We start from the raw sequence: 20,744 nt of genomic DNA, 5'->3' as shown, positions 1-20,744 counted from the left end.
AACGAACTATAAATAGCGGATTAAGTATTGCATCTAACGGAGCAAAAATAAAATCCGTATTATTTTCTACCGACCTGTTGCACCTACGGCGCATTTTTTATTGGGGTAGCATATGAAAGTTTTTTTGGGGATATATGAAAGACTGTGCAGATGATAGCCTTAAAGAAAAGCGTTGAAGAAAGTTTCCGCTATTGTTCCCCCTTCAGGGGGTTTTAGGGGGTATGTGTTAAAAATACAAATCAACCGCAACCCGGTACGTATTGCAGTGCGCATCCACAATGTCCCTCACATTGGGCGAGTAGCCGCCGCCCATGCTTACCTGTACCGGGATGTTGTTTTTAATACATTGCTCAAACACAAACCTGTCTCGGGCTTTACATGCTTGTTTGGTTAAATCAAACTTGCCAAGCTTATCGGTGGCAAGTACATCTACCCCGGCAAGGTAAAATATAAAATCGGGCTTGCTTTGCGCGATGAGTTTGGGGAGGGTATCATACAAAATACTGAGGTATTCATCGTCGGCCATATGATCGGGCAAGGGAATGTCCAGATCTGAATGCTCTTTGCGGAACGGGAAATTATTGGCGCCGTGCATAGAAAATGTGAACACCCGGCTTTCCCGCTCAAATATTTGTGCTGTGCCGTTACCCTGATGCACATCTAAATCAACTATTAAAATTGATGAGGCTAAATTATTTGCAAGCAGGTAATTAGCCGCTATGGCCTGGTCGTTAAGCATACAAAAACCTTCGCCCCAGTTTGTACCGGCGTGGTGCGTGCCACCTGCTGCATTAAAGGCAACCTTGTTTTCAAAAGCGTGGTGGCAGGCAACAACGGTGCCTTTTGAGATGGTGGCCGAACGCTCAATTAACCTTGCCGACATGGGAAAGCCAATGCGCCGAGCATCCTTTGCCGATATGGTTAAATCTCGGAGTTGCTCCCAGTAAGCTTTCTCGTGCGTAAGCAAAATGGTGGCTTCGTCAATTTTTCCGCCGGGGCTAAATAAGTTTTCGGCGGTTATCAATCCCTCGTGCAGCAATTGTTGCGGTATCAATTCGTACTTGAGCATCGGGAAGCGGTGCCCTTCCGGGAGTTGGAACGCGTAGATGGGGTCGTAGGCTATTTTCAGCATGTAGCAGCCCTTCCCCATTTGTCGTTGCGAGCGATAGAGTAGCAATTGCACACAAGCCGGGCCGCTATACAGGGTGAAGATGCCTCTGTGCGGTTGCTTCGTACCTCGCAACGACAAATTTTTTTATCCATGCTATTTTACCGCCTCCGCTAAAAATTTCCCGGCAAGGTAAACGTCGGTAAACGAATTGTAAAGCGGCACCGGGCTTAAACGAATTACATCGGGTTCGCGCCAGTCGCCTAAAACACCATTTTGCACCAGCTTATCAAAAATAGCTTTACCATTTTCACAAACGATGGACAACTGGCAACCACGCGCATCCGGATTTTTCGGCGTGATGATGCGGAAAATTTGTTTTTGATGAGCGGCATTAATGCCTTCTATCAAATATTCGAGGTACCCGGTTAGCAATTTACTTTTGCCACGGAGCTGTTCTATTCCGCCGGAATAATCAAACGCGTTTAGAGCCGCTCTGTGAGCCGCCATTAATAAAACCGGACTACAACTTACCTGCCATCCTTCCGCGCCGCCCTGGGGCTTAAAACCAGGCTTCATTTCAAAGCGGATATCTTCCCTGTATCCCCACCATCCGGCAAAGCGATGAATATCGCTGTTTTCGAAATGCTTTTGGTGCACAAACGCCCCGCTTATACCGCCCGGACTGGAGTTGATGTACTTGTACGAGCACCAGCACGCAAAGTCAACCTGCCAGTTGTGCAACTGCAACGGCACGTTGCCCGCGGCGTGTGCCAAATCAAAACCCACATACGCCCCAGCCTGGTGCCCGGCCCGCGTTATAGCTTCCAGATCAAAAAACTGGCCGGTGTAGTAATTGATGCCACCGAACAGTACCAAAGCCAACTCGTCTGTATTTTGGTTTATCGTTTGGATAATATCTTCGGTACGCAGGGTATCTTCCCCGCTGCGCGGAAATACTTCGATGATGGCATCATTGGGCTCGTAACCGTGAAACCTCACCTGGCTCTCTATGGCATACTGGTCTGAAGGGAAAGCACCGCCCTCCATCAGTATTTTAAATCGTTTACCTTTTGGCTTATAAAAACTCACCATCAAAAAATGAAGGTTAACGGTAAGCGTGTTCATGGCTACAACCTCGGCCTCCAATGCGCCAACTATCCCGGCCAACGGTTTTGTTAAATGTTTGTGATAGTGCATCCACGGGCTGTCGCCATCAAACCATCCTTCAACTGCAAGGTTGGCCCAGTTGTTTAGCTGTTCGGCAATAAATGTTGCGGTTGCCCTGGGTTGCAAACCGAGCGAATTACCGCACAGGTAAATCATGTCTTTTCCGGCGTGCTGCGGAATAATAAATTTTTCCCGCAAGGGCGCAAGTTCATCCTGCTCATCCAGTTGTTGGGCAAAGGCTAAAGTATTTTGGTAGTTAATCATTTTAAAGTTTTTGGTTTTGAGGATAACTAAAAGTTCATCAGGAAAATTTGCCGCTGTGTTAAACTTCTAAAAATTATTTATTGGGTTTGCTTACGTATGGGTTACCCATAACAAAAAAGCGGTAGGGCAACAAGGCATCGTCACCAGCATAATCAACCCCAACACGCGGAACGGCTTTAACCTCGTCGTCGGTAAATGATAATCCCCTGTCTTCAAGCCATACCACATCGCCATTTAAATCGACAGCATTGGTGCGGCCCGATATACCTAGTGCCCTGGCTACCGAACCCGGCCCGCTTGTGAGGTTAGGTTTTGGCATGGCCATATTACGGCGCAGCAACATTTCTTCCACACCGTCTGTAGGCACAATGGCACGCACCAATACAGCATGAGGTTCGCCGTGGTTTGATGTTACGATGTTGAACATTTGGTGAATGCCGTAGCACAGGTAAACGTAACTAACGCCGCCCTGCAAATACATGGTTTGGGTGCGCGGGGTTTGCCGCCCGCCATAGGCGTGCGACGCCTTATCGATGATGCCATTGTACGCTTCCGTTTCAACAATGTAACCGCCGGTAATTACACCGTCAATTTTGGTGAACAAATATTTGCCCAGTAAATTACGGGCAATGCCAACCACATTGTTGTGGGTATAAAATTTTAGCGGCAATTTCATTCGTTGACTATGTTTTGGACAATCAAACTAATTTCGGCGGCGCGGGTAAAAACCATCATGTGGTCGCCCTTCGGAATTACGATGGCATCCTTGATGAGCTTGTGATTGAAAATTAAATCGGCATCGCCAATGAGGTGATTTATTTTGCAAGGCGCGGGTTGGCCATTCCAATGTAGCGTGGCGCCGGTTGCCCAGCTTAAAAACTTAGCGTTGCTATTTTTCAGCATGGAATAAAAAAGCGGCGACTCTTTGCTCCCGGCAAACCGCCCAAATAGCGGGCGTATGATGGGGCCTAACGATTTGATAAAACCACCCGAAATTAATTTATAAACCGGCACTCGCCGAAAGAAACTAAAGTACCACGGAGCCTCGGTTCCGCTCTTGATGCTTGATATAATAATGGCATGTTTTAACTCCACTTGTTTTGCAATTTCTACAGTGAGCATCCCGCCTAACGATACACCAATTACACTCGACTGTGGCTCTATCCCGAACCGGTTAATGAGCTTGCTTGCATAGCTGGTTAGGCTGTCGTTTTTATCGGGCTCTATCCAGGTAACAGGCACAACGTTGTAAGCCGAAAGGTTAAGGTTTTTGAAGAGCCGCTCATCGGCCCCCAAACCAGAGATAAGAAACAGTTTAGACATGGAAATTAATAAGCTTTACAATTTGCTCAAGGTACTCAACATCGGTAGCATCAAAGTGATTGAGGTATTCGCTGTCCACATCCAAAACACCTGCAACTTCGCCATCATTAAACAAGGGCACCACCACCTCCGACTGTGATAAAGAACTGCACGCGATATGCCCCGGAAAGGCATCAACATTTGGCACCAGCAAAGTTTTGGCTTGCTGCCATGCCGCACCGCAAACACCCTTGCCCAAACCAATACGCGTGCAGGCCACCGGACCCTGAAACGGGCCGAGCACCAGCTCATTATTTTTAACCAAATAAAAGCCAACCCAAAACCAATTGAACTGCTGTTTTAGTGCGGCGCAAACGTTGGCCAGGTTTGCCACAAGGTCGGGCTCGCCGTAAAGCAAAGCTTCAATTTGCGGAATGAGTGATTGGTATTGTTCAGCCTTATCGGCGGAAGTAAGTATGGATAAATCGTCTGCCATAAAAGCAAAAATACAAAATCAATTTGGTGGCATATTCAATGGCAAGTAAAATGTTGAACGAGCACTCTGTTTAACTTATTAACATTTAAAAATAACCTTGAAAACTAATTGAAGCCCTTTAGTTTTTTAATTTTTTACTTAGCCTGCATGATAGTTAGCCTAACCATAGTGCGCTACCGCAAGGCACTTATACCTTTCGCCCTGCTGGCCATGGCGGTGCATCGCCTACCCCTGATGTTAACCCGCAGCTGCAATTTTTGGAAACTTTTAGGATGCGGCCAAAATGGCAGCTTTGACTTACAACCCGATTGGCAACAATGGGGGCTTTTAGCCGTGTGGAACAACCGAACAGACTTTGACCAATTTTACAAAAAATCATTCATCGCGAGTTGGTGGCGACTCCTCACTTATGAAAGCTGGACACTGCTTTGCGAACCCCTCCAAAGCCATGGCACCTGGGATGGGAAGGAGCCTTTTGGCAAGCCCAATGTTAAAGATTACGCCGGACCAATTGCCATACTAACCCGGGCTACCATAAACCTAAACCGATTGAAAAATTTTTGGAGCCATGTTGACGAAGCTGCCGAAATGCTCACCACTTCGCCGGGCTATATTACATCGGTTGGTATTGGCGAAGCACCGTTGTACCGCCAGGCAACTTTTTCGATTTGGGAAAATTTTGAGGCTGTAAAAAACTACGCCTACCGCTCGCCAAAACACGCCGATGTGATAAAAAAAACGCGTACCGAAAAATGGTATAAAGAAGAACTTTTTGCTCGCTTTAAACCCCTTGAAACATGGGGTACCATTAACGGCAAAAACCCAATAAAAACTTATTTAAAATAACACCCCGAAACATGAGAACAATTGCCGAATTACCACACCCCGAATTTAAAATTACCATAATGGCGATGAACAACAAATTCATCATCAAACTGGAGCAAGGCTCGTTGGAACAGATTTACAAGATACCCGAGATGGACCTCACCGACGGCGTTAACAGTGTTTTTGAATTGCTGGACGAACCATTTTTAAAAGCCGTTGGCGAACGTTTTGTTACCATGCGCACCGATTTTAAAGACACTTTTTACCGATATAACTTTTAGTACAGATAAACTTCATAAATAACTCAATATCAATTAATAAAACACTATAAATAACCCATACAGAATTTAATTTGGCACAAATATTTTGTGTTATTTCCATGCGCTACCAAGTATAAAGTTTAACTTTACTTAATATAATTTAAAATTTTGATTATAAATATTTTATAATCGATACAAAATTTAATTTGGCAAGCCAAAACAGCTAAAAATTGGCAATAAAAGGCGTTTTTTAGGTACCTAACATCAGTCGGTGTCATTCTGCCTAAACATGGTTCATTTTGGAGTCTGTTGCAAAAAACAAGAAAGAATAGGCAGGAAAAAATTGAGAGAAATTAAGCCAGATAATTCGACTACCGCATGGGGTATAAGAATGCGATAGCCGATCGTTCGCCCTCCTATTTTCAAAATGAGGTGGTGTTGCCATGCCAATTAAATTTGGACACGGCATTACTTTACATCCCAACTTAATTGAAGCAAACCATTAAAAATACTACGCCAAACACACTTAAAATACGGGTTGAATTTTTCGATAATTAGGCTTCTGTTCGTTTCCAATTGCCGACAATGGCAACACCAATTTCAAGACAAAAAGCGTAAATAGTTCGCGGTAAAATATCCAAAAGTTTAAGCTGCCAAAGCAATTAAATACTTAGCATTTCACCAACATAACCAGGTGGAAATAAAAGCTAATAAAAGCAGAAGTCGGCAACCCCACCCAGGCTAAATTTGCTTTGGAAAGTAAAGAGAATACCTACGCAATTTTGGAGAGATCACCGCCGTCAATAGCTGTGGAAATAATAATTTATCGGTTAAAACTTTCAAAACCCAATCTATATTTTCCGGTAAAAACATCGTTCTATATTTGCTAACGTGTCTGTAATTTTGTTACCTAAAATGCGTACTTGCGCAAGTGATTATACCAGCAAATAGCTCCACAAGCTTTAACATTTTCCCAATTGCGTTTACTTATTGTCTGCTATTTTAAGCTTAAAAGTGATCATTTTTGGTAGTCAATAACGCAGTTTTACCGGCTCAAAATGGCGATTTCCATCGCTTATGTTAGTCACTTAACCAGTATTTCTATTGTTGCAATATCTGCCATTTTGACAAATAGATATTTATAAAATCAAAATAAACACTACCAATGTTGGGTACTACACCAGCAATTTTCCTCTTTTAACCAAGTTCATTTTGGGGAAAGCGGCGGAAGATATAGGGGGTATTTCGATGACTTCGGAGTTGCTATTTGCGTTTTTCGGTTAATCAATTTTTCTTAAAAAGAAATAACATTTAGCAGGCTTACTTGCAAAACCGGGCAGATGTTGTTCGAATACGAGGCTGCATGATGTTGAAAAGTAACACCACACTTTAGCTTTTGGGTTGTAAACACAGCAACTATTTCTCTCCGCATTGCCCTTGATTAAACTAAAAGTGGAACTCCAAACCTGGTTGGCTGCACGTCGAAAAATCAAAAACTACCTGCAAATTCGCACTCGGCTTTACGCGTTTTTGACTTTAGCGAAGCGACAACAACTTGTAAAAACAGGGGTATTATACCGCAAAAGCAAAACTTCGCAATGGCAAAAATCCCACCCTAAAATTGCTGGTGTCACCTCAAATCCAACACCGATTATCGCATTAAAATGGGCTATCCACACACCCTCTTTCCCTTCAATCTATAACCTGTTCCGAGTAGTTTTTCCCAAGTGAAACACGCTCAAAAGGATGCCTTAATTTGGGCTATCAAAGCATCGGATTCACCCTACTTATTGTTAGATGAACCATACTATTCAACCGAAATCAAAGCGAGAAAAACACTGAATGGAAAGCTTTTTTTTTGCGCAAAACTTAGTCGGCAGGCAGCAAATCGCAGTACCAAAACCCCGCAATTTGGGGCGCCTGAGTTATAGAAACACAGCTATCATCGCTGCTTTTCGGGGCCATATATTCTTTAAAAACAAGCTCGCCGGTTTTATAATTTATGGGGTTTTTAAATATTGGCCCCTTAAAAGTAAAGGTATGGAACTCGCCATTTTCGCCGCAAACATCTACTTCGCGGGGTAGTAAATTAATCAGTTCGTGGCTAATTTCGCGGCCCGCCAGGTGGCACAAACTCGCCTGTGTACACGCTATCACGGTACCAAATCCGAGGCTTAAAAACTCATTGATGAGCTCACGGGTATCACGTTTCCATAGTGGATAAACACCCGTTATACCAACCTCGGCAAGGCGTAAATCGCGGTAGGTTTTGAGGTCTTCCAGGAAAATATCACCAAATATACTATGGGTTATTCCTTCGCTTTTAAAGTGGTTTAAGTGGGTACGCATGGTGTCGTCATACTCCTTCATACCGGGTATTTCGGGCAGCCTTATCTGGTATAATGGTATACCAATAGCTTGTGCCTGGCGTATCAATAACTCTTCCCTAACGCCATGCATCGATACCCTATTTACGGCATCGTTAACAGTTGTCACCAGGTATTTGATGTCAATATCTTTATCCTGCAAGCAGTGGTATAATGCCAATGCACTATCTTTTCCGCCGCTCCAATTAAATATACAAGCTTTCAAAATGGCAATATTTGAGTTTCAATTTAGCCCTTTCGGGTACCAAAAATTTGTTAAATGTGGGCCGGTATTTACCTCAATTTATACCGCTTTTTCAAAATCATTACCGCAATTAAAGCAGTGCCATTGGTTATTATCAATGTACGAATCCAGCTTTATGGCCGAAAATAAGTTGGCAAACCAGCCTGTATTTTCGCCCGTAGCGGCTCCATACCGCACGTTGTTCGACCCACAATGCGGGCAAATCACCTCGCTGTCGGCTGGTAAATTTTCAATGCTAAGTGTGTTATCTTCGGCTACAATGGCCGTGCATTTCTCCAAATCGCGGGCAAAAACTTTAAGCTTTATACCCCCTATTGCAGCGTTATAAATTGGATAAATAGTGCCCATATTCTCGTCGGCTATAAAGCAAGCAATGCCATTATCTTCCAGGCGGGTGCGCACAATATGGGCCAACATAGGGTCGTAATAAGTCTTAAAAGTAACAATCTGATCTTCGTTTTCCATAATTTACAGGTAATAAAATGCCCCAATACCGGCTATACAGCATTGGGGCACAAATATAATTTAATAACTTATTCTATCTTTTTTAATGTAGAAGCGCCCGATTTATTGTTGTTAATTTTGGCAGGATTACCCTTGTATTGCACATCGGCAACGCCACTGCTGTTGATGTTTAACTGGTTAAGCACATTTATTTTACAGTGACTTACGCCGCTGCTTTCAATGTCATATGTAGCCACAACAAAATCCAACGCATTAAGCTGCCCCGACCCGGATAGTTCGACATTATGGCTGCTAGCCTGCCCTGTTAAGTTAATTTCGGTAATGCCGCTGCCGGTGGTTGTAACGCTATTGGCATCCACATCCAACGTTACTTTTGACGCTCCCGACATATTCATATCTAAATCTTTCGCAATTATTTTACCGTTTGAGCTAACCTCAACAGCCCCCGAAGTTTTAAGTGCCGACAAATTGCGTAAGCTTATAGTAAGCAAAAACTTGCCCGAACCACAAATATTTCCTTTTGAATGTACCCGTAATTTATCGCCATCGAGGTTAACTTTTACGTATTTCATCAGGTTATCATCAGCAGTTACTGATATGGATTCGACAGAATCCTGCTTAATAACTACGGTGTAACTTCCCGAAATATCAAGCTTTGAAAAGCCTTTAACATCACGTTTTTCGGTTATCATTTTGCCCGAACCACTTTTACAAAGCAAGCCGTTACAGCTTGACAGAGCAACTATAAACGACGATGCCGCAATTGCTAATACAACTATATTTATCTTTTTCATGGCACTATCTATTTGCTTTAACGGTGGTTAAGTAAATGAAGTTACACCTATTAGTGCATAAAAAAAAGCCACCCCTAAAATAAGGATGGCTTGCTGTAATATATGGTGTGATTGGGTTAAATACTATTAGTTAAGAGCCAGTTCGTCGGCCTCAACTTTTGCTGTTACCACTGGTGTAATGCGTTTTTGAGTAAGACGCTCGGCATAAAACTGAGTGCTGTTTAACGTTGCTGCCTGGTTAACCACGATAGAACTTTCGGAAGCCATACCGCTGATATTGGCTTTAGCGTCGTCGTTAAGGGCTATGTTGGCTTCTGCACAATCCATATCAAAACTGGCACTGGCATTATTGTTTAGGCTAAGGTTAAAATCTAAACCAGAGAACTTGCCAAACGATTCAACCGTTGCGTTATCATAGGCCGATATACCGCGTAAATCTGCAACGGTTACCCAAACTACCAGCTTTTCGGCTTTGTATGATGATATACGTAACACGCCGTTTTGCTCTTGTACCAATGCATTTTGGCTGTAATAGCTATCATAAACCTTCACTTTGTCGCTCACTCCGTTTGATATAAAGAGCTGCACGTTACCATGAACTTCAATTTTGTTGATGTTACTCATATCTGTTAAAGTGGTTGTAACATCATTGTTATTACTTACTGCAAATGATTTGCTGCTTATTGAAAATACTACAAAAAGTATTGTTGCGATGGATAAAATTTTTGTTTTCATTGTTGTAACTATTTTATAATCAATTGATTATTGTTATTGTTTTAATTAATATATCCATAAGACAGCTACCACCACAAAAGGTTACAGCTATTTTAAAAAATATTTGTATATAGTTTGTTACACTTTAAAAACCATCAAAAACATAAAGCACTTACAATAAAAAAACTTACTATTTTTATGGCTGTAAATGGAAAACACGGAACTATATATAGAGGCATTAATTTTTGCGTCGGAAAACAGCATCAGGCTGGAAGAGATTATGTATTGCCTTCAATTAAGCTTTGAGCGCGATTTTAGCGATGCCGAAGTTGCAACGGCCATACAAACTATAAAGCTTAAATACGCCCAGCCTAACTTTGCCATCGAACTGGTTAATATTAACAACGGCTACCAATTTTTAACCAAAAAAGATTATCACATTATTATAAAACAGCTGCAATTACAGCGTTCCAAAAAAAAATTAAGCCAGGCAGCGCTCGAAACCCTGGCAATTATTGCCTACCAACAACCGGTAACCAAACTGGAAATTGAACAAATACGTGGTGTTAACTGCGATTATTCAATCCAAAAGCTGTTAGAAAAGGAGCTTATCGCCATAGCCGGCAAGGCCGAAAGTGTTGGTAAGCCTATAATTTATGCCACCAGCCCTTTCTTTATGGATTATTTTGGAATTAATAATTTAAACGAATTACCTCAATTAAAAGAACTTACGCCTGATAATTCGGCAGTTGGAGAGCAGTCGGAATAATTTTCAAAGTTTTTTTCATTAAAAATCATTTTCTTTATTTTTGATTTGATGAAGGCTTAAAAGCACCGTCAAAAAAAATTCAAAAAAAGCCTTTACATATTCTATTTCTTAGTAAATTTAAATTACGATAACCAAATTACAACCGCTAATCTATTTTCAATGGAAACCCCCAAGAAACCGGCAAAAAAGACAAGTGCAAAAGCAGCCCCAATAAAAGGAAGTGAAAAAGCCCCGGCCCCTAAACCTAAAAGCAAGTTTATAGATGATGATGACGATGATGAGTTTGATACTCCTATTGAAGAATTAGGTGCTTACGAGAAGTTTGACGACTTGGATGAAGAAGACGATTATTAATTAATCTCCCATAAAATATTGATTAAAACAAGGCATTCGGCGCTGCGCCGGGTGCTTTTTTTATGCCGTATTTTGCTGCTTGTGGCTGCAATACGCATTAATGTACTTTAATAATTTACAGCAATGCGTAGCTATTAGCCTATCCATTTGCGCCATATGGCAAACTATAATTATCTTTAAAGCATGACGATAACCGAAGTTATTACCAGGGCAGATAAAAAAGCCTTTTTAGATGCTGCCCGCATTATTTACAAAAACGATACCGTTTGGATATGCCCCCTTGATATTGATATTGAGGCAGTTTTTGACCCCGAAAAAAATAATTTTCATACCCATGGCAAAGCCACGCGCTGGGTTTTACGCCATGATAATGGCCAAATTATAGGCCGCATAGCTGCCTTTATCAACAACGAAAAAGCATACAATTATGAGCAACCCACCGGTGGCTGTGGCTTTTTTGAGTGTATTGACGATAAACAGGCGGCATTTAAATTATTTGACACGGCTAAAGCCTGGCTACAACAAAACGGCATGCAAGCTATGGACGGGCCCATTAATTTTGGTGAGAACGATAAATTTTGGGGCCTGCTGGTTGAAGGTTTTACCGTACCATCGTACGGAATGAACTATAACCCGCTTTATTACAAAGGCTTTTTTGAGGATTATGGCTTTAAAACGTTATACGAGCAAATAACCAATCACCTAACGGTTTACAAGCCTTTTCCCGAACGTTTTACTAAAATTGCTGAGTGGGTAGCCAAAAAGCCTGGCTACGAATTTAAGCACCTGGAAACATCAAAAATAGACCAATATGCCGACGACTTTTTGGAAATTTATAATGATGCCTGGAAAAACTTTGAAAACTTTGTACCCATTAACAAGGTAACCATTATGGAAAGCTTTAAACAAATGAAGGCCATTATGGACGAAAGCCTGATATGGTTTGCCTATGTAAACGGCGAACCTGCATCCTTTACCTTGATATTGCCTGACGCCAACCAGATGATAAAAACACTAAACGGCAAGCTAAATCTTATTGGTAAACTTAAATTTTTGTATCACCGTTGGAAAGGGGTATCGCGTATGCGTGCAATTGTGATGGGAACGAAGGAGAAGTTTCAAAAGCACGGTTTGGAATCGGCAATGTTTATTAAGTTGAAGGAATATGTGTACCCGCTAAACCAATATTTTGAATTAGAACTATCGTGGGTGGGTGATTTTAACGACAAAATGATAGCCCTGCACGAAGCTACAGGAGCAACGTTTGGTAAAAGGCACCTCACCATGCGGTGTATATTCTAAACAAAAACCAACTAAAAACCCGGCTTAAAACCGGGTTTTTTCTATATTATTATGCGGTTACTTTATTTAAGCGCAATTCTTCGTAAAGCTCAATAACCTTTTTTTGCAGGTCAATCACTTCAGTATCGCGATCGCTTAGTTTTTTGCTCACGCTATCAAGTTCATTAGTATACTTTTGCTCTTGATCGGTATCGTTAAAGGTGAGTAATTGAACAACGGTCATATCAAACAAAATTGATATTTGTTCAAGCCTTGATAAGTTAATATCAGTTATGCCAGTTTCAATTTTAGAAAAAGCGGGGATGGAAATATCGAGGCGCTTAGCAACGTCTTCCTGGCTCCAACCTCTTTGATGCCGTAATAGTCTGATTTTTTTCCCGAGGGTCTTCATGCAATAATTAATTAAGGATAAGGTTTGTAATAGAATTATATAAAGTTACGATAATTTTTTAATTAACATTTCAAATTTGCGCGGCTTTTTTTAATAATTTTTGAGTTAAAACGTTTAAATTCAAGCCTCCAAAATTACCCGAACTCATCAAGAGCAGGTTTGTATTATGCAGATCTACATTTTCCAAAAAGGTTAATAAATTATCCGTTTTGTTAAAAACTAACATATCATTTTTCGCGAAAGCTTGTTTTAATATCTCTACCGGATAAGGCTCAATATTTTTTTGCTTAAAGGTATGCTCGTCAATAAACACAATAGCTTCGTCGGCCATATCCATTGTGCCGGCATATTCGCTTAAAAAATTTTTATTAAGGCTGCTAAACGTATGCAATTCAATAAGCGCAATCAATTTCCTATTCGGAAATTGCGTTTTTACAGCGTTTATAGTAGCCGTAAGCTTTGATGGCGAATGGGCAAAATCCTTATAAATATTGCCGGTTTCGGTTTTAGCAAGTACCTCTAAACGGCGGGCAGCACCTGTAAAAGTGGTTATATAACTATAAAAATCGGCTTCAATAATACCCAATTCAAGGCATATTAACTTGGCGGCTTCTATATTGAGCAGATTGTGTTGGCCAAACACCTGTAAGGCATATTTATTACCGCTGTAAATAATTTGGGTTATGCCGTTATCAATCTCAAATTGAGGCAAGTGATAAGGCACCTTTTTAATTTCCGATTTGTTTTCGGTTACTACAGCTTTAAGTACGTGGTCGGTTTCGCTATAAATCACCGTTCCACCAGGCTGTATGGTATCTAAAAATAAGCTAAACTGCTCGGTGTAATTTTCAAAAGTGGGGAATACATTAATATGGTCCCAGGCTATGCCGCTTAAAACCGCAATGTTGGCTTTATATAAATGAAATTTGGGTCGGCGGTCTATTGGCGATGCCAGATACTCATCCCCTTCTATCACTATCACCGGAGCGTCGTTGGTTAACCTAACCATTGTATCAAAACCGGCCAACTGCGCACCTACCAGATAATCAAAATCCCTTTTTGCGCACTTTAAAGCATGCAATATCATGCTGGTAATGGTTGTTTTACCATGACTGCCACCCACAACCACCCGTATTTTGTTTTTTGATTGCTCGTAAATATACTCCGGATACGAATATATTTTAAGCCCCAGGTGTTGCGCTTTTAATAACTCGGGGTTATCAACACGGGCATGCATACCTAAAATAATAGCATCAATATCGGCGGTTACCTTTTCGGGATACCAACCTTGTGCTGCAGGCAATATACCCTGCCCGGCCAGGCGCGATACCGAAGGCTCAAAAAGTACATCGTCTGAACCGCTTACTATAAAGCCTTTTTTATGTAATGCAATAGCCAGATTATGCATTGCACTACCACCAATGGCTATAAAATGTACTATCATGTAAATTTATTATCTTTAAAGAAAGTTATATATTACAAATAAACAAAATTACTTATTTAATTAAACAATTGTTTTACTGCAATACAGGTTTAAAATTGAAAAATGTTAGTATTTATTGCACTTGTTGAAAACTCAATTGCTAAACTTTACGGCTACCCAGCTTTTATCTTCTTTATGAGATAGGTATTTCAATCCGTACTTAGCCGCTTCTGCGGTAATAATGTCCATATCAGGGCTTTCGTAAAAACCGCTGAAAAAAATATGACCGCCGGGTTTTAACACCTGTACATACCTATCCATTTGCTCAATCAAAATATTGCGATTAATATTGGCCAAAATAATGTCGTACTCATAATCGGGAATGGCATCTTTTGAGCCGCAAATGGCAATAATATTGCCAATGTGGTTTAGTGGTGCATTTTCGAGGGTGCTTTCGTAACAAATCTCGTCGTAATCAATAGCGGTTACACTTGTTGCACCCATTTTTGAGGCCAGTATTGCCAATATGCCTGTTCCGCAACCCATATCCAAAACGGTTTTATCTTTAAAATCGGTTTCAAGCATCCATTCCATCATCATAGATGTAGTTTGGTGGTGCCCGGTACCAAAAGCCATTTTAGGGTCAATAACTATCTCATAGGCAAAACTGGGTTTAGGCTGGTGGAAGGTAGCCCTAACGTAAACTTTATCCTTAATTTCGATAGGCTCAAAGTTACTTTCCCAAACCTCGTTCCAGTTTTTTTGCGGGATAAGCGTTACCTCATAGCTAAAAGTAAACAGATTGTGGTAGGGTTTTAAAGCCTCATCTAAAGCCTTTTTATTAAACCCTTCAGCCGGAATATATGCTTTAAAACCGAAATCCATATCCTCAAAAGTATCAAAACCAAACTCGGCAAGTTCGTTAATGAGCAGGTCTTGCTGGTAATCGTCGGTAATAATGGTGGTGAAGAGGAGTTCGTAGTAATTCATGGGGAAGTATCAAGTAGTAAGTATGTGTCGGAGAATTATATGCAAGGAGCAAGTATACATATACCAAAAAAAAATCTTGATACATGATACTTGCTCCTTGATACTAATTATTAAACACCTTTAATATATCAACAAAATCTCTTGCTTTTAATGATGCACCACCTATCAACCCGCCATCAATATCTGCTTTAGCAAAAAGTTCGGGGGCATTTTTGGGGTTACAGCTTCCGCCGTAAAGTATGGTAATTTCGTCGGCAACAGCCTGGCTGTATTTTGTGGCAATTTCCTTGCGGATAAACTCATGTATCTCTTGTGCCTGTTCTGCGCTTGCGGTTACGCCTGTACCAATTGCCCAAACGGGTTCGTAAGCTATTACCAACTTGGCAAAAGCGTCAGCCTCTAAATGGAAAACGCCTTCAACCAATTGCGCCTTAATTACGTCAAAGTGGGTATTGGCTTCGCGTTCTTGCAATGTTTCGCCAATGCAAAAAATGGGGATCAGGCTGTTTTTTAAAACTGTATCTGTTTTTTTAGCCAACAACTCGTTGGTTTCACCAAAATACTGGCGGCGCTCCGAGTGGCCTAATATTACATATTCGGCACCTACCGATTTTATCATTTTGGCAGATATTTCGCCGGTATAAGCTCCGACCTCGGCCTGGTGCGCATTTTGAGCGCCTATTGATACCTTATCGCTTGCTGTAGCGGCCTGGGCCAGACTATGCAAATGTATAAACGGACTGCATACCACAGCTTGTTGTGCCCCGGTTATCTCGCTTTTTACAAGATCAATCATTTCGCTAAACAGGGTTAAACCTTCGTTATAATCCATGTTCATTTTCCAGTTACCGGCTACTATTTTCTTTCTCATTTTAAAAATTGCTTCTATATGATTTGGTTAATTCAAATACTGTTTGTAAAATATCCTGTTCAATTTGGTTAAACTCACGATGCTCCCTGCGCTCAAACACTTTTTGGTTGGTTTCGAAAGCTTTTTTTGCCGAATAAACCTCAAAGCCATCGGCACCACCCCAGCTAAAATCGGGAATAAAATTTGGTGGATAACCGGCTCCAAAAACATTGGCATTTACACCAACAACTGTTCCGGTATTAAACATGGTATTGATACCGCATTTGGAATGATCGCCCATAATGAGGCCGCAAAACAGCAAGCCTGTTTTACGGTAGTGTTGAGTAGTATAGTCCCAAAGTTTAACTTCCGAATAATTATTTTTAAGGTTAGAGTTATTGGTATCGGCACCCAAATTACACCATTCGCCTACTACCGAATTACCTAAATATCCCTCGTGCCCCTTTGCCGAATACCCCCAAAGCACAGCATTATTTACCTCGCCGCCAACCCGGCAATACGGGCCAACAGTAGTACCGCCATAAATTTTAGTGCCCATTTTAACCTGCGAGTTATTACAAAGCGCAAATGCTCCACGAATATTGGTACCTTCCCAAACTTGGGTAGTTTTGGCTAAATAAATGGGCCCGCTTTTAGAGTTAAAGGTTGAGCATTCGGCTTCGGCACCTTCTTCGGCAAAAAAATCATCACCAATAAAGGTATTGGTGGAGCTTAATTGCGCACTGGTACGGCCGTTTGTTATCAGCTTAAAATCGTTAGCTATTTCGGTGGCATTGTTTTTAAAAATATCTTCGGGGTACTTAATGCTTACAAAATTACCGGTATAGTTTACAGGTGCGTAAATGGCCTGGTTTAAGGAGTTGAAAGCCCAGGCGTCGCCTTCGGTTAGCTTTACGGCTATAAATAAATCATCTTTTATTAAAGCCTCGCCTATACCCAAATTATAAATAGCTTCCAGCAAGCCTTCGTCAGGGCAAACCGAGCCATTAATAAAGATATTATCTTCGGATATTTTGAGTGGGAATTTGGCCTGTAAGTAACCTCGTGTTAAAAACGAATAGCTCTGTTTTAGGCAGGTTGCCCACTTTTGAGCTATGGTTACTATACCAATACGCAAATCGGCAACGGGCCGGGTAAAGGTTAGTGGTTGTAGGGTGTGTTGCGCGTTATCGTCAAAGAGGATGATTGCCATTGCGCAAAAATAAAAAAAGTCCCGGCTGGAAAGCCGAGACTTTAAAATATTTATTTAAATACCGATTATCTTTTGTAACGAGTTTTGAATTTATCAATACGGCCGGCAGTATCAATCAACTTCATCTTACCTGTAAAGAACGGGTGCGATGTGTGAGATATTTCTAATTTTACTAAAGGGTACTCATTACCGTCTTCCCATTTAATGGATTCTTTAGTATCAATGCATGATTTTGTTAAAAAAGCATAGTCGTTAGACAAGTCTTTAAAAACAACAAATCTATAGCTGGATGGGTGCAAATCTTTTTTCATTTTGTTATATTCCTTTTCAAAAGAGGCGCAAATATACTTTTTTAAATTAAACTGTGAAAATTAAAAAGTAAAAATTATCAACACTCTTACAAATATGTATGGCTATATATGCTATTGCCTTTTAAACGTATACGGCAGGTTATTAAACTCCCCGCTTGATATTACTGTTGACGTTAGCGACACAATGTTGCCATTACTATCGTAATTATACTTGGTTTCGTTAAATACAAAAGTACCGGTAACTAATTTTTTTGATACATCAATTGATGATATATTAATACTGCCTGCCTTTAACGTGCCTACCGGCGTGTACACATTATTCACCAATTTATTATAAGCCAAGGTAACGTTTGATGTAGCTGTTGTATCGGCAATATAATTTTGCGCAGTAAATGTACTATCCAAAGCCGATGCCGGTTGTTTTATCGTCATTAATATCTGGTCTTTTGTGCTGTCGGCCTCAAAGCTAAAAGTTTTGGTTTTTGCAGTGGCATTGTATGTTAATGTAACCTTGGTTGAGGTTGGTGTCCAAACGGAACTGTTGACATACGCCTGGAAAAGCACTGCGGTAGTGGTACTGTCGGTCGAGTCGCCAGACTTTTTACAAAACTGTAGTAAAGCGGTTAACAACAGTAAACAAATTATGGAACATTTTTTCATTCGGATGGAGTTAGTAATTTACGCTACAAAAATACGTTACAAAATGAAATTACAATGAAGATGAAGCGATTTATGACACATTAGTACGTTTTTTAACAAGCTTTAACATTTTAGGCCTTAATTTAAGGCCGGTAAGCACATTTTTAATAGCCATATTAATGAGGAGGCGTAGGTTAGCTCATTAAAAAATTCTCTCCTGGCAAAGTTCTATCAATACGCCATTAACGTCTTTAGGATGCACAAAACAAACCAGTTTATTATCGGCACCGTTTTTCGGTTCGTTATTCAGCAGTGTAAAGCCTTCGGTTTTAAGGCGCTGCATTTCGGCGTAAATATCAGTTACGGCAAAAGCAATATGGTGTATCCCCTCCCCTTTTTTTTTAATAAATTTAGCAATAACGCTATCAGGATGTGTGCCTTGCAGCAGTTCAATTTTATTGGGTCCGGCCTGCAAAAAAGCAGTACTTACCTGTTCGTTATCAACGGTTTCGGTTTTATAAACTACAGTATTTAACAAGCTTTGCCAGGTGGCCTTGGCAGCATCCATGTTGCTTACAGCTATGCCAATATGCTCTATTTTATCCATAGCCAAATATTGCAAAATAATGACTACCAAACACTATTTTGACAGTTATTTTGAATGATTGTAAATAATGTTTACTTATATTTGCACTTGTTAATTATACATAATTAGGATTAAGCCATGAACCTTCCAATATATTTAGATAATAACGCCACAACCCCAATGGATCCGAGGGTTTTAGAGGCTATGTTGCCATACTTTACTACTAAGTTTGGTAATGCTGCAAGCCGTAACCACCCTTTTGGTTGGGTAGCCGAAGAAGGCGTTGATTATGCCCGCGAACAAGTTGCCAAATTAATTGGTGCTAACGAGAAAGAAATCATCTTTACTTCGGGAGCTACAGAAAGCGATAACTTAGGTATTAAAGGTGTTTTTGAAATGTACAAAGACAAAGGCAACCATATTATTACCTGCACTACCGAACATAAAGCCGTTTTAGATACCTGCAAACATGTTGAAAAACTGGGCGCACGTGTTACTTATTTAGATGTACAATCTGATGGTTTAATTAACCTTGCCGACCTTGAGGCCGCCATGACCAACGAAACCATTTTGGTTTGTATTATGTATGCCAACAACGAAATTGGTGTTATACAACCAGTTAAAGAAATATCGGCCATAGCCCATAAATATGGTGCTTTATTTATGACAGATGGTGTGCAGGCTGTTGGTAAAATACCTGTGGACGTAAATAAAGACGGTATTGATATTTTAGCCTTATCGGCACATAAAATGTATGGCCCTAAAGGTGTTGGTGCTTTATACGTTCGCCGTAAAAACCCAAGGGTTAAGGTTACCGCTCAAATGGACGGTGGCGGCCACGAACGTGGTATGCGTAGTGGTACTTTAAACGTAGCCGGTATAGTTGGTTTAGGCAAGGCCTGCGAAATTGCCGGTTTAGATATGGAGGCAGATGCTATCCGTTTATCTGCCTTGCGCGATAAATTAGAAAAGTCTTTAACTGTTTTAGAAGAAAGCTATGTAAACGGTAATGTTGAACATCGCCTGCCACATGTTGCAAACATATCTTTTAAATACGTTGAGGGCGAAGGCTTAATGATGGCTATGAAAGATTTGGCAGTATCATCGGGTTCGGCTTGTACATCGGCATCTTTGGAGCCTTCGTATGTGTTAAAGAGCCTGGGCTTATCTGATGATTTGGCACACTCTTCTATCCGTTTCGGACTGGGCCGCTTTACTACCGAAGAGGAAATTGATTACGCTATTGAGGTAACCAAAAACTCGGTTAATCACCTGCGCGAACTATCGCCGCTTTGGGAAATGTTTAAAGAAGGAATTGACCTTGACTCGATTGAGTGGGCAGAGCACTAAGACGATTTCGGAAGTCGGATTTACGATTTCGGATTGATTTTTGAATAATAAATTGAGGATTGATTTTTGCGGCCTTAATAACTAATAACACAACAACAAATAACTAATAATTAAAGCTATGGCTTATTCAGATAAAGTAATTGATCATTATACCCACCCACGTAACGTTGGCACTTTAGATAAAAGTAAAAACAGCGTAGGAACAGGCCTTGTTGGCGCACCAGAGTGCGGCGACGTAATGCGCCTGCAAATTGAAGTGAATGCTGATAACGTTATTACCGATGCTAAATTTAAAACATTTGGTTGCGGTAGTGCTATCGCCTCATCATCATTAGCCACCGAGTGGTTAAAAGGTAAAAGCATTGACGATGCCATGAAGATTGACAACATGGACATTGTTGAAGAACTGGCTCTTCCTCCGGTAAAAATACACTGCTCGGTTTTGGCCGAAGATGCCATTAAAGCTGCAATTAACGATTACCGTGTTAAAAATGGTATGGAAGCTTTGGTAAGCGAAAAAGCGCACCACTAAAGGAA

At 40.8% G+C, this 20,744-nt stretch carries 24 protein-coding genes; 7 read left to right on the top strand and 17 right to left on the bottom strand.

Features of this window, described 5'->3' with window-relative positions; translation table 11 throughout:
• Positions 1 to 226: 226 nt before the first annotated feature.
• The 5 genes from BDD43_RS16055 to BDD43_RS16035 all read right to left on the bottom strand — a co-directional run bounded on the left by BDD43_RS16055 (position 227) and on the right by BDD43_RS16035 (position 4,340).
• Entirely contained in the window at positions 227 to 1,132 is a 906-nt protein-coding gene (locus BDD43_RS16055) for a histone deacetylase family protein (protein WP_121202001.1), read from the bottom strand.
• Between the two features lie 132 nt (positions 1,133 to 1,264).
• A complete protein-coding gene (gene kynU / locus BDD43_RS16050; protein ID WP_246001602.1) occupies positions 1,265 to 2,542 on the bottom strand; it encodes a kynureninase in 1,278 nt (425 codons plus the stop codon).
• A 73-nt stretch (positions 2,543 to 2,615) separates the two neighbouring features.
• A complete protein-coding gene (locus BDD43_RS16045) occupies positions 2,616 to 3,218 on the bottom strand; it encodes a DNA-3-methyladenine glycosylase (RefSeq protein WP_121198625.1) in 603 nt (200 codons plus the stop codon).
• Positions 3,215 to 3,865 (bottom strand): alpha/beta hydrolase, encoded by a 651-nt coding sequence (locus BDD43_RS16040; RefSeq protein ID WP_121198624.1) that lies wholly within the window; start codon positions 3,863 to 3,865, stop codon positions 3,215 to 3,217. The genes BDD43_RS16045 and BDD43_RS16040 overlap by 4 nt, the downstream gene beginning before the upstream one ends.
• On the bottom strand, positions 3,858 to 4,340 hold the full coding sequence (locus BDD43_RS16035) for a GAF domain-containing protein (protein ID WP_121198623.1): 483 nt from the start codon (positions 4,338 to 4,340) through the stop codon (positions 3,858 to 3,860). Before BDD43_RS16035 ends, BDD43_RS16040 begins: the two co-directional genes overlap by 8 nt.
• A gap of 147 nt (positions 4,341 to 4,487) precedes the next feature.
• Between BDD43_RS16035 and BDD43_RS16030 the strand changes: the two genes are divergently transcribed.
• Together BDD43_RS16030 and BDD43_RS16025 are read left to right on the top strand one after the other, a co-directional pair.
• Entirely contained in the window at positions 4,488 to 5,186 is a 699-nt protein-coding gene (locus BDD43_RS16030) for a DUF3291 domain-containing protein (RefSeq protein WP_121198622.1), read from the top strand.
• An 11-nt stretch (positions 5,187 to 5,197) separates the two neighbouring features.
• Entirely contained in the window at positions 5,198 to 5,446 is a 249-nt protein-coding gene (locus tag BDD43_RS16025) for a hypothetical protein (RefSeq protein ID WP_121198621.1), read from the top strand.
• 1,848 nt (positions 5,447 to 7,294) lie between these two features.
• Here BDD43_RS16025 and BDD43_RS16020 read toward each other — a convergent pair.
• The 4 genes from BDD43_RS16020 to BDD43_RS16005 all read right to left on the bottom strand — a co-directional run bounded on the left by BDD43_RS16020 (position 7,295) and on the right by BDD43_RS16005 (position 10,050).
• A complete protein-coding gene (locus BDD43_RS16020; RefSeq protein ID WP_246001601.1) occupies positions 7,295 to 8,017 on the bottom strand; it encodes a Dph6-related ATP pyrophosphatase in 723 nt (240 codons plus the stop codon).
• 78 nt (positions 8,018 to 8,095) lie between these two features.
• Positions 8,096 to 8,521, bottom strand: a complete 426-nt coding sequence (locus BDD43_RS16015; protein ID WP_121198619.1) for a putative signal transducing protein — start codon at positions 8,519 to 8,521, stop codon at positions 8,096 to 8,098.
• 68 nt (positions 8,522 to 8,589) lie between these two features.
• Entirely contained in the window at positions 8,590 to 9,315 is a 726-nt protein-coding gene (locus BDD43_RS16010) for a head GIN domain-containing protein (RefSeq protein WP_121198618.1), read from the bottom strand.
• Positions 9,316 to 9,441: 126 nt separating this feature from the next.
• The gene (locus BDD43_RS16005) at positions 9,442 to 10,050 is read right to left on the bottom strand and encodes a GIN domain-containing protein (RefSeq protein ID WP_121198617.1); all 609 of its coding nucleotides are present in this window, start codon (positions 10,048 to 10,050) and stop codon (positions 9,442 to 9,444) included.
• Between the two features lie 187 nt (positions 10,051 to 10,237).
• Here BDD43_RS16005 and scpB point away from each other — a divergent pair, with 187 nt between their 5' ends.
• From scpB to BDD43_RS15990, 3 genes are all read left to right on the top strand, one after another.
• On the top strand, positions 10,238 to 10,798 hold the full coding sequence (gene scpB, locus BDD43_RS16000) for an SMC-Scp complex subunit ScpB (RefSeq protein WP_121198616.1): 561 nt from the start codon (positions 10,238 to 10,240) through the stop codon (positions 10,796 to 10,798).
• Between the two features lie 159 nt (positions 10,799 to 10,957).
• Complete coding sequence (locus BDD43_RS15995) at positions 10,958 to 11,152, top strand: hypothetical protein (protein WP_121198615.1); 195 nt, start codon at positions 10,958 to 10,960, stop codon at positions 11,150 to 11,152.
• Between the two features lie 183 nt (positions 11,153 to 11,335).
• Positions 11,336 to 12,454: a GNAT family N-acetyltransferase gene (locus BDD43_RS15990; protein ID WP_121198614.1), complete on the top strand. Its 1,119-nt coding sequence runs from the start codon at positions 11,336 to 11,338 to the stop codon at positions 12,452 to 12,454.
• A 49-nt stretch (positions 12,455 to 12,503) separates the two neighbouring features.
• Here BDD43_RS15990 and BDD43_RS15985 read toward each other — a convergent pair whose 3' ends face one another.
• The 8 genes from BDD43_RS15985 to mce form a co-directional block, all read right to left on the bottom strand.
• Entirely contained in the window at positions 12,504 to 12,845 is a 342-nt protein-coding gene (locus BDD43_RS15985) for a helix-turn-helix domain-containing protein (RefSeq protein ID WP_121198613.1), read from the bottom strand.
• A 70-nt stretch (positions 12,846 to 12,915) separates the two neighbouring features.
• Positions 12,916 to 14,289, bottom strand: coding sequence for a UDP-N-acetylmuramate--L-alanine ligase (locus tag BDD43_RS15980; protein ID WP_121198612.1), 1,374 nt, complete (start codon positions 14,287 to 14,289; stop codon positions 12,916 to 12,918).
• A gap of 132 nt (positions 14,290 to 14,421) precedes the next feature.
• The gene (prmA, locus tag BDD43_RS15975; RefSeq protein WP_121198611.1) at positions 14,422 to 15,258 is read right to left on the bottom strand and encodes a 50S ribosomal protein L11 methyltransferase; all 837 of its coding nucleotides are present in this window, start codon (positions 15,256 to 15,258) and stop codon (positions 14,422 to 14,424) included.
• 103 nt (positions 15,259 to 15,361) lie between these two features.
• Positions 15,362 to 16,129: a triose-phosphate isomerase gene (gene tpiA / locus BDD43_RS15970; protein WP_121198610.1), complete on the bottom strand. Its 768-nt coding sequence runs from the start codon at positions 16,127 to 16,129 to the stop codon at positions 15,362 to 15,364.
• A gap of 1 nt (position 16,130) precedes the next feature.
• Positions 16,131 to 17,321, bottom strand: coding sequence for a putative sugar nucleotidyl transferase (locus BDD43_RS15965; protein ID WP_121198609.1), 1,191 nt, complete (start codon positions 17,319 to 17,321; stop codon positions 16,131 to 16,133).
• A 65-nt stretch (positions 17,322 to 17,386) separates the two neighbouring features.
• Positions 17,387 to 17,632 (bottom strand): type B 50S ribosomal protein L31, encoded by a 246-nt coding sequence (locus tag BDD43_RS15960; protein WP_008510416.1) that lies wholly within the window; start codon positions 17,630 to 17,632, stop codon positions 17,387 to 17,389.
• Between the two features lie 111 nt (positions 17,633 to 17,743).
• Entirely contained in the window at positions 17,744 to 18,292 is a 549-nt protein-coding gene (locus BDD43_RS15955) for a hypothetical protein (RefSeq protein ID WP_121198608.1), read from the bottom strand.
• Between the two features lie 181 nt (positions 18,293 to 18,473).
• Entirely contained in the window at positions 18,474 to 18,878 is a 405-nt protein-coding gene (gene mce / locus BDD43_RS15950) for a methylmalonyl-CoA epimerase (protein WP_121198607.1), read from the bottom strand.
• Between the two features lie 117 nt (positions 18,879 to 18,995).
• Between mce and BDD43_RS15945 the strand changes: the two genes are divergently transcribed.
• Positions 18,996 to 20,207 carry an IscS subfamily cysteine desulfurase gene (locus BDD43_RS15945; RefSeq protein ID WP_121198606.1) on the top strand — a complete coding sequence of 404 codons (1,212 nt, stop codon included), beginning with the start codon at positions 18,996 to 18,998 and terminating at the stop codon, positions 20,205 to 20,207.
• A gap of 118 nt (positions 20,208 to 20,325) precedes the next feature.
• Complete coding sequence (gene iscU, locus BDD43_RS15940; RefSeq protein ID WP_121198605.1) at positions 20,326 to 20,739, top strand: Fe-S cluster assembly scaffold IscU; 414 nt, start codon at positions 20,326 to 20,328, stop codon at positions 20,737 to 20,739.
• Positions 20,740 to 20,744 lie beyond the last annotated feature (5 nt).

Origin of the sequence: Mucilaginibacter gracilis (assembly GCF_003633615.1) — a bacterium.
Lineage (GTDB): Bacteria > Bacteroidota > Bacteroidia > Sphingobacteriales > Sphingobacteriaceae > Mucilaginibacter > Mucilaginibacter gracilis.
The sequence above is the reverse complement of the archived record's forward strand: the minus strand, read 5'-3'. Positions and strand labels throughout refer to the sequence as shown.